We start from the raw sequence: 1,263 nt of genomic DNA, 5'->3' as shown, positions 1-1,263 counted from the left end.
GCCGAAATCCGCGCGTACCGACTACTTCGTCGGCAACCAGGGCGGTGATGGTGGCGGTGGCGGCAACCAGGGCGTGCAGGTGCAGCTGGTCGGCGACTCCAGCGCGATGCTGCAGGAGATCGGCCAGGAAGTGCTGCCGCTGCTGGCGCAGCGCGCCGAGCTGCGCGATGTGCGCATCGACAACGGCGAGAAGGGCGGCGAGCTGAAAGTGCACGTCGACCGCGAGCGTGCAGCGGCGTTCGGATTCAATGCCGAGCAGGTTGCCAGTTTCGTTGGCCTGGCCCTGCGTGGTGCGCCGATGCGCGAGTTCCGTCGTGGTGACAACGAAGTGCCGGTATGGGTGCGCTTCGCCGGTGCCGAACAGAGCAGCCCTGAAGACCTGGCCGGATTCAGCGTGCGCACCGGCGATGGCCGCAGCGTACCGCTGTTGAGCCTGGTCAGTGTCGACGTGGGTTCCTCGGCGACCCAGATCGGCCGCACCAACCGCCAGACCACGTTGACCATCAAGGCCAACCTGGCCGAGAAGATCACCGCGCCGGACGCCCGCAAGGCCATGGAAGCAGTGCTCAAGCCGATGAACTTCCCGGCCGGCTACGGCTTCACCTTCGATGGCGGCGACTACGGCGATGACAACGAGGCGATGCAGCAGATGGTGTTCAACCTGCTGATCGCGCTGGTGATGATCTACGTGGTGATGGCCGCAGTGTTCGAATCGCTGCTGTTCCCGGCGGCGATCATGAGCGGCGTGCTGTTCTCGATCTTCGGCGTGTTCTGGCTGTTCTGGATCACCGGCACCTCGTTCGGGATCATGTCCTTCATCGGCATCCTAGTGCTGATGGGCGTGGTGGTGAACAACGGCATCGTGATGATCGAGCACATCAACAATCTGCGCCGGGGCGGGATGGGCCGTACCCAGGCGCTGGTGGAGGGCTCACGCGAGCGTCTGCGCCCGATCATGATGACCATGGGCACGGCGATCCTGGCGATGGTGCCGATCTCGCTGACCGATACGCAGATGTTCGGCAACGGGCCGGAGTACTCGCCGATGGCGCGTGCGATTGCCGGTGGCCTGGCGTTCTCTACCGTAGTCAGCCTGCTGTTCCTGCCGACGATCTACGCGGTGCTTGATGACCTGCGCAATGCGGTGGTGCGGCTGATCCAGCGCGCTCGCGGCCGCGAGGTCGTGGCGGGAACCCCGGTGTAGGTGTAGCGGTCGAGCTTGCTCGACCGTAGGGGCGGAAACGTGTTGTGGTGGGGGGAGAC

1 protein-coding gene is annotated in these 1,263 nt (G+C 65.1%); it reads left to right on the top strand.

The window, feature by feature from the left end; all coding sequences use genetic code 11:
* A partial coding sequence (locus AC1VAN_RS22235; protein ID WP_480986794.1) for an efflux RND transporter permease subunit occupies nt 1-1,204 on the top strand: 1,204 nt, incomplete at its 5' end.
* Nucleotides 1,205-1,263 lie beyond the last annotated feature (59 nt).

The sequence above is a fragment of the Stenotrophomonas sp. 05L44_2 genome, assembly GCF_056665995.1.
Note: the sequence above shows the minus strand (reverse complement) of the source record. Positions and strands in the feature narration are given on the sequence as shown.